Source organism: Carnobacterium sp., from assembly GCF_040274425.1.
Genome location: NZ_JBEMBC010000116.1, coordinates 1 through 5,830, shown reverse-complemented (window position 1 = coordinate 5,830; position 5,830 = coordinate 1). Strand labels below are relative to the sequence as shown.

General features: G+C 34.8%; 8 protein-coding genes and 1 pseudogene. 6 read left to right on the top strand and 3 right to left on the bottom strand.

Annotation, left to right across the window (positions count from 1 at the left end; translation table 11 throughout):
• On the top strand, window positions 1-58 hold a 58-nt coding region (locus ABS911_RS13965), incomplete at its 5' end, for a GMP synthase (glutamine-hydrolyzing) (protein ID WP_350468062.1).
• Window positions 59-111: 53 nt separating this feature from the next.
• Here ABS911_RS13965 and ABS911_RS13960 read toward each other — a convergent pair.
• Window positions 112-795 (bottom strand): site-specific integrase, encoded by a 684-nt coding sequence (locus tag ABS911_RS13960; protein ID WP_350468061.1) that lies wholly within the window; start codon window positions 793-795, stop codon window positions 112-114.
• On the opposite strand from ABS911_RS13960, the gene ABS911_RS13955 reads away from it, so the two are divergent.
• The 4 genes from ABS911_RS13955 (at window position 713) to ABS911_RS13940 (ending at window position 3,747) form a co-directional block, all read left to right on the top strand.
• The gene (locus tag ABS911_RS13955) at window positions 713-919 is read left to right on the top strand and encodes a PfkB family carbohydrate kinase (protein ID WP_350468060.1); all 207 of its coding nucleotides are present in this window, start codon (window positions 713-715) and stop codon (window positions 917-919) included. The two genes, ABS911_RS13960 and ABS911_RS13955, sit on opposite strands and share 83 nt — an antisense overlap.
• Window positions 920-1,403: 484 nt before the next feature.
• Complete coding sequence (locus ABS911_RS13950; protein WP_350468059.1) at window positions 1,404-2,246, top strand: substrate-binding periplasmic protein; 843 nt, start codon at window positions 1,404-1,406, stop codon at window positions 2,244-2,246.
• 78 nt (window positions 2,247-2,324) lie between these two features.
• A complete protein-coding gene (locus ABS911_RS13945) occupies window positions 2,325-2,993 on the top strand; it encodes an amino acid ABC transporter permease (protein ID WP_350468058.1) in 669 nt (222 codons plus the stop codon).
• Window position 2,994: 1 nt separating this feature from the next.
• The gene (locus tag ABS911_RS13940; protein ID WP_350468057.1) at window positions 2,995-3,747 is read left to right on the top strand and encodes an amino acid ABC transporter ATP-binding protein; all 753 of its coding nucleotides are present in this window, start codon (window positions 2,995-2,997) and stop codon (window positions 3,745-3,747) included.
• Window positions 3,748-4,616: 869 nt separating this feature from the next.
• Here ABS911_RS13940 and ABS911_RS13935 read toward each other — a convergent pair.
• Together ABS911_RS13935 and ABS911_RS13930 are read right to left on the bottom strand one after the other, a co-directional pair.
• Window positions 4,617-4,790: a hypothetical protein gene (locus ABS911_RS13935; protein ID WP_350468056.1), complete on the bottom strand. Its 174-nt coding sequence runs from the start codon at window positions 4,788-4,790 to the stop codon at window positions 4,617-4,619.
• Between the two features lie 108 nt (window positions 4,791-4,898).
• Window positions 4,899-5,474: a KUP/HAK/KT family potassium transporter gene (locus tag ABS911_RS13930; protein ID WP_502880550.1), complete on the bottom strand. Its 576-nt coding sequence runs from the start codon at window positions 5,472-5,474 to the stop codon at window positions 4,899-4,901.
• A 4-nt stretch (window positions 5,475-5,478) separates the two neighbouring features.
• On the opposite strand from ABS911_RS13930, the pseudogene ABS911_RS13925 reads away from it, so the two are divergent.
• Window positions 5,479-5,830: pseudogene (locus ABS911_RS13925) on the top strand (IS30 family transposase); the annotation flags it as partial.

Sequence of the window (5,830 nt, the reverse complement as noted above, 5' to 3'; positions counted from 1 at the left end):
CAACCGCGTAGTCTTAGACATTACGAGCAAGCCACCTGCAACAATCGAGTGGGAGTAGTGGGAAAAACGCCACTATCGTTGATATGACAGTATTTTTAAATGAGTGCGGTTCTATTTTGGTTCTAAATTATTTAGCATGTCAGCAATCTCTCTTTGTTTGCTAGGATACATGTGGCTATACGTTCCAAGAGTGGTATCAATATTCTTGTGTCCAAGACGTTGCTGTAAGGCTTTAATATTTACATCATTATTAATCAATAATGAAGCGTGAGAGTGTCGTAATTCATGGACAGTTATGGTCTTAATATCAGCATATTTAGCAGCTTTCTTAAGATAGCTATTCAATGTGTATTTATTGAGTTGATAGAATAGACGCATATTTGACTTATAACCATACTGCATATCAACATATTCTAATAACATTGGTTTTATTAAATTAGGGAACGTGATTACACGATTTGAAGATCTACTCTTCGTTGTTGTGATTGCGTTCCTATTTTTGCGTACACCCCAATTACTTCTGATATTTACCGTACAATCATCAAGGTTAAAATCGTCAAGGCTTAAAGCTAATAACTCACCTTCACGCATTCCTGTATAGAACAGAATGTAGTAAGCAAGTTTAAAGGGTAGGTTATCATCAAGAAATTCCATAGCTTGATGAAACTCTTGTAGCGTCCAATATTGACGTTCATCAGCGTGTTTTGAACCAATGGTTCCTGGATTCCAAGTTGATGAAGTGGTAGATACAGTGGGTGCTGGGGATGGTTTTGCTGTTGGTGTGATTAGTGGCATCTTAGATAAGTTACCTGTTGCAGAAGGAGTAAGACGTGGGAATATTATCGGATCTATTCAAATTCAGCAACAAAGTGACAACGAAGGATTGCCTGATAGAAAAACGTTATTATCATTTAAATAAAATTAGAGAAAGTAAAAGGAGGTGTCCGAATAATGGATACCTCCTTTTTTGCTTCCAACTTTACCGGCAGTTCATGGTCAATTTATATTAATTAGAATGAGTATGTGGAATAAAAATAACTTTTACCAATATTTCAAATAAGCCATATTAGACAAAAAAAGTTCAATATTTTAATTTTATATTTCTAAACATACGGAATATTGTAATAAATTTATCTAAAATTTACAAAAAGGGTTACTTGTTATGGAAATTACAAAAAATGATTTCGTTTACTTTGTTATCTTTCCTAACTTAAAAATTTAGAGGAGAGATAAAAATAGCTTTAAAAAATTATCTTGCACCTTTAAACAATAGTTCTTTGTAAATCTGTTCAAAAGTAAATAGTTTTAAACTATGGACTCTTATCCATTTTTTATATTTTTCAAATAGTCTTAACACTGATAAAGTTAGAGCTAACTTAAAAATTTAGAGGAGAGATAGTTATATGTTTAAAAAAATTAAAAAATTAGGTTTAGGCCTTGTTCTAGTAAGTAGCTTAATCCTTACTGGCTGTGGGCAAGCTAATAAAGATAACGATAAAACCAATAATGATTCTGTCATTAAAGTAGGTACAGCAGCTTCTTGGAAACCATGGTCTTACATGGAGGGTGGCGACGTTCAAGGCGTTGACCGTACAATTATCGAAGCAGTTGTTGAAGAAATGGATGGCGACTATCAATTAGAATTTGTTGTCACAGAATATCAAGGGCTATTCGGTGAATTGGACTCTGGTCGTGTTGATTTTATTTCTCATGGTATTTCCCCTTCACCTCAAACAGTCGATAAATACAATTGGACTGAAACTTATGCTTATATCCCTTATTACTTAATGGTTCGTGCTGATGATGATTCAATTAATAGCATGGAAGATATGAAAGGGAAAAAATTAGCTCTAATTACAGGGTCAGGTTCTCATTCTTATGGTCAATTCTGGAAAGCAGCTAATGATCCTAAGGATGAAGTTGATCTCATCGCTATCTCAGATAACAATGAGACTTATATTGATACTAACAAAGCCGATGCCTCTTTCTATGATAAACCAGGATTTAATACTGTTAATCAAGAAGGAAACTTTAATCTTAAATTAACCGGCGATCTCCTCTATGAATCACCAGCTTCTTTTGCCTTCAATAAAGATAATGAAGACCTATACAATAAGTTTAATGCTGCTTTAATTGAAGTTAAAGAAAACGGTACCCTATCAGCAATTTACCAAGAATACTTTGGTGAAGATTACAGCGAAACTAAAACTGGTAGAATTCGTGGTTCTGAGGGCTTTGAATTCTAAAAAGATAAATGATAGACCACTTCTTGTAAGAGGTCTATCATTACTTTATTTATTAAACAACTATAAAAGGAGTTTCCTATGAATTTTGATACATTATTCTTTTTTGAACTATTCCCCGATTTAATTCCCTTTGTTCCAATTACAATTTCGATGGCTGTTGTCGCCTTCATTTTCGCCTTTATTATTGGGACCCTAATTGCCATTGTTAAAATTTTTAATATTCCAGTTCTTACGCAATTATTAAATATTTATGTTTCTTTCTTTAGATGTACCCCTTTAATCGCCCAAGTCTTCTTCTTTTATTACGGATTAACAACAATGATTCCTGAGCTCTCAAGCATTAGTCCGATTGCTGCTTTTATCTTTGTTGATTCTTTAAATGAAGCTGCTTTTATGTCAGAAACATTCCGTGGCGCTTTCAATTCAGTTGATAAAGGGCAATATGAAGCCGCTCTATCGGTGGGGATGACTGAAGGTAAAGCCATTCGTCGGATTATCTTCCCGCAAGCATTACGAGTTGCGGTACCCGGTCTTTCAAACTCTTTCATCGGTCTAATCAAGTCAACCGCTATTGGCTTTACCATCGGTGTTCTTGAATTAATGGGACAAGCTCAATTAATTGCTGCTTCTACTTATCGAGTGATGGAATCTTATGTAGCCGTTTTGATTATCTATTGGGTAGTCGTTGGCCTTCTAGTCCAACTCCAAAAAGTATTCGAGAAAAATCTAAGCAAAGGACATCAATAATATGCAGGAAAATATCATTTTAAGTGTCGATAATTTAAGTAAAAGCTTTGGTGATCTAGAAGTTTTCAAAGATCTAAACTTCTCAGTTAGAGAGAATGAAATCGTGTCAATTATTGGTCCCTCAGGTACTGGTAAATCAACGCTCTTACGTTCTTTAAATTACCTTGATCAACCTGACTCAGGAACAGTAACCATTAATGATTTCTCCATGAATTATAAGAATCCGAGTCGTAAGGACATCCATAAGCTTCGTCAACATTCAGCCATGGTTTTCCAAGACTACAACCTTTTTCATAACAAAACAGTTTTAGAAAATGTGACTGAATCCTTAACAAGCGTCCATAGCGTTCCAAAGAAAAAAGCGATTGAATTAGCTCAAATTCAATTAGAAAAAGTTGGCATGTTAGAAAAGCAAGATGTCTATCCACAAAGTCTTTCAGGTGGTCAACAGCAGCGTGTAGCAATTGCACGTGCTCTAGCTATTAAACCTGAAATTTTACTTTTCGATGAGCCGACTTCAGCACTAGATCCAAGCTTAATTGGCGAAGTTCTTAGTGTAATCAAAAAGGTCGCTGAGGATTCTGAATCAACAATGATTATTGTTACCCATGAGATGGGCTTTGCCGCTGATATTTCTGATCGAATTATCTTTATGGCAGAAGGAAAAATTCAAGAACAAGGCACACCTGAACAAATTTTTAAAAATCCTCAAAATGAAAAAACAAAGATTTTTTTACAGTATTCTAAATATTAAAAAAACAAGCCCTAGCTTAGTTTAAAACTAAGTTAGGGCTTGTTTTTTATATAAACCACTTAAAATCCACTTTAATTATTTAGTATATCAGATACTTCATCTTTTCTCCTAGACATGTTTTTTACCAATAAGAGGCTGGGACAAAACTAGCCTCTTATTGGTAAAAAACTAATTTAATTTAGTCGAAACCTGATAATCACTTTCAAATGGGGTGTCGTAAGTTTCTTCAGGGTACAACGAAGATTTTAAATAGAGGGCATAACAATGAATTAAATAAAACTATTTGATTTTAAAGGTGATAAAGTAAGATCCTTAATTTTTAAAATAAACCATATTTTGTGGTAAGGGATAGATGAGGTTCATGGTTCCGTGAGAGCTGATAACATAATTAGAACTCATGTAGATGAGGAAGATAAGCTAATGCACCAAATAAGTTCATCAGCTCAAAATCGGAATATGACCATCATCAATAATCCGAATTGTTCGGATAAATCTTCGGTAGCGAATTAGAATCCCCAAAACGTTTCAAGAGATGGTGTGTTTAACGAGTGAAGTATTACTAGCTATTAGAAATCATGGATCGTAATCTAGCTCGCAAAAAATGGATGACTGTTTGAATAACATTCACATGATGTTTAATTCTTAGACCAGCTTAAAGCAGACTGGGAATAAGGTGAATTTTAAGAACGCTGATATATCAGCGCTCCTTTTTGTGTTCATTTTTCTTTAGTCATAATTTACATCTTTAAAACAAAAAAGATAATCAATCAAATAATTAACCAAGATTACTCAAATAACAATATCAAAAAAGGAACTCCGTTTTTAAGAGTTCCTTTTTGCAATCCATATTCAATTTTTTGAATCATTCTTCAATATAATTGTTTACTTTTTTGTACATTGTTATCGGTGATTTTAGTTAGTGTTATTTTTTTCTCTTTACCGATAACTAAAGGTACGTATTCGTTTAATACTTCTGCATAATCTAAGCCAAAGGCAGAGGCAGTTGTTTGAACGTGTTCTTTAATAAACAGTTCAAGCTGCATAATGTGGCGCTCAATAGAGCTAAGCTTAGAGGTTTGAGAAAGTTTCTCATGAATAATAACGAATTGGAAGTCACCAACTTCTCTACCAGGTGTTATGGTATATCTCTGTCATTGTTTTGGCAAACGACCACTCTCCACTAAATCATGGATAATCTGCTGAATATAAATATTAATTTCTTGAGTGACCTTGAATCCAAGATGTAATTTCACTTTAACGATATAGTCTGTATCCATCATGTCGACCTCATAAGCCTTTGTATAAGGCTTGTCGGTTACAACAACATTCACAAACCAATAAACTCTTGCCTTTTTAGGTCGTTTATCCAGGATGGAATAGATATATTGCCGCCCGATCATAGAGTCATTCATATGAGCAACTAAGAAAACGACATTTGTTTGATTTAAAGGCAATGAGGAATCTTTTCGTAATTCACCAATTTGATCAAGGTAATCATGGATGTCAATAAGGTCTTCTGTCTTGGCTTCTATTTGATTTCCCCATTGCCATATCACCATGACGAATAAAATGATCGCCGCAATAATAACGGCAACATAACCGCCGTGAAAGAATTTGGTAATACTTGAAATAAAGAAAATCCCTTCAATTACTGCAAAGAATAGGGTAAGGGTGTGTGCGATAACCTTAGGTTGACCAATCTGCATTAAGTAAGCATGTAATAAGATAGTTGTCATCATCACTATGGTTGAACGAAAAACACGCTACTGCCTCATTAAGGAAGTTTGGGGAAAAGGCGCAGCGCTGGTTCAAAAAGGCGTGCTTGACTTGATGAAAAAACAGGGGCTAGAACAGTTCAAGTCACTCACAACTGATAACGGCTCTGAGTTTTCAAGTCTGTCTCTTATTGAAAGCATCGCTGAAGACGTTCAGGTTTTCTTTACTCATGCGTATGCTTCTTGGGAGAAAGGAACGAACGAAAGGCATAACCGCATGCTCCGAGAATTTATCCCAAAGGGAGTCACTCTGCGTCCATTGTCCTATTCGTATTTACTGGAAGTAACCGATACGATCAACCACAGAC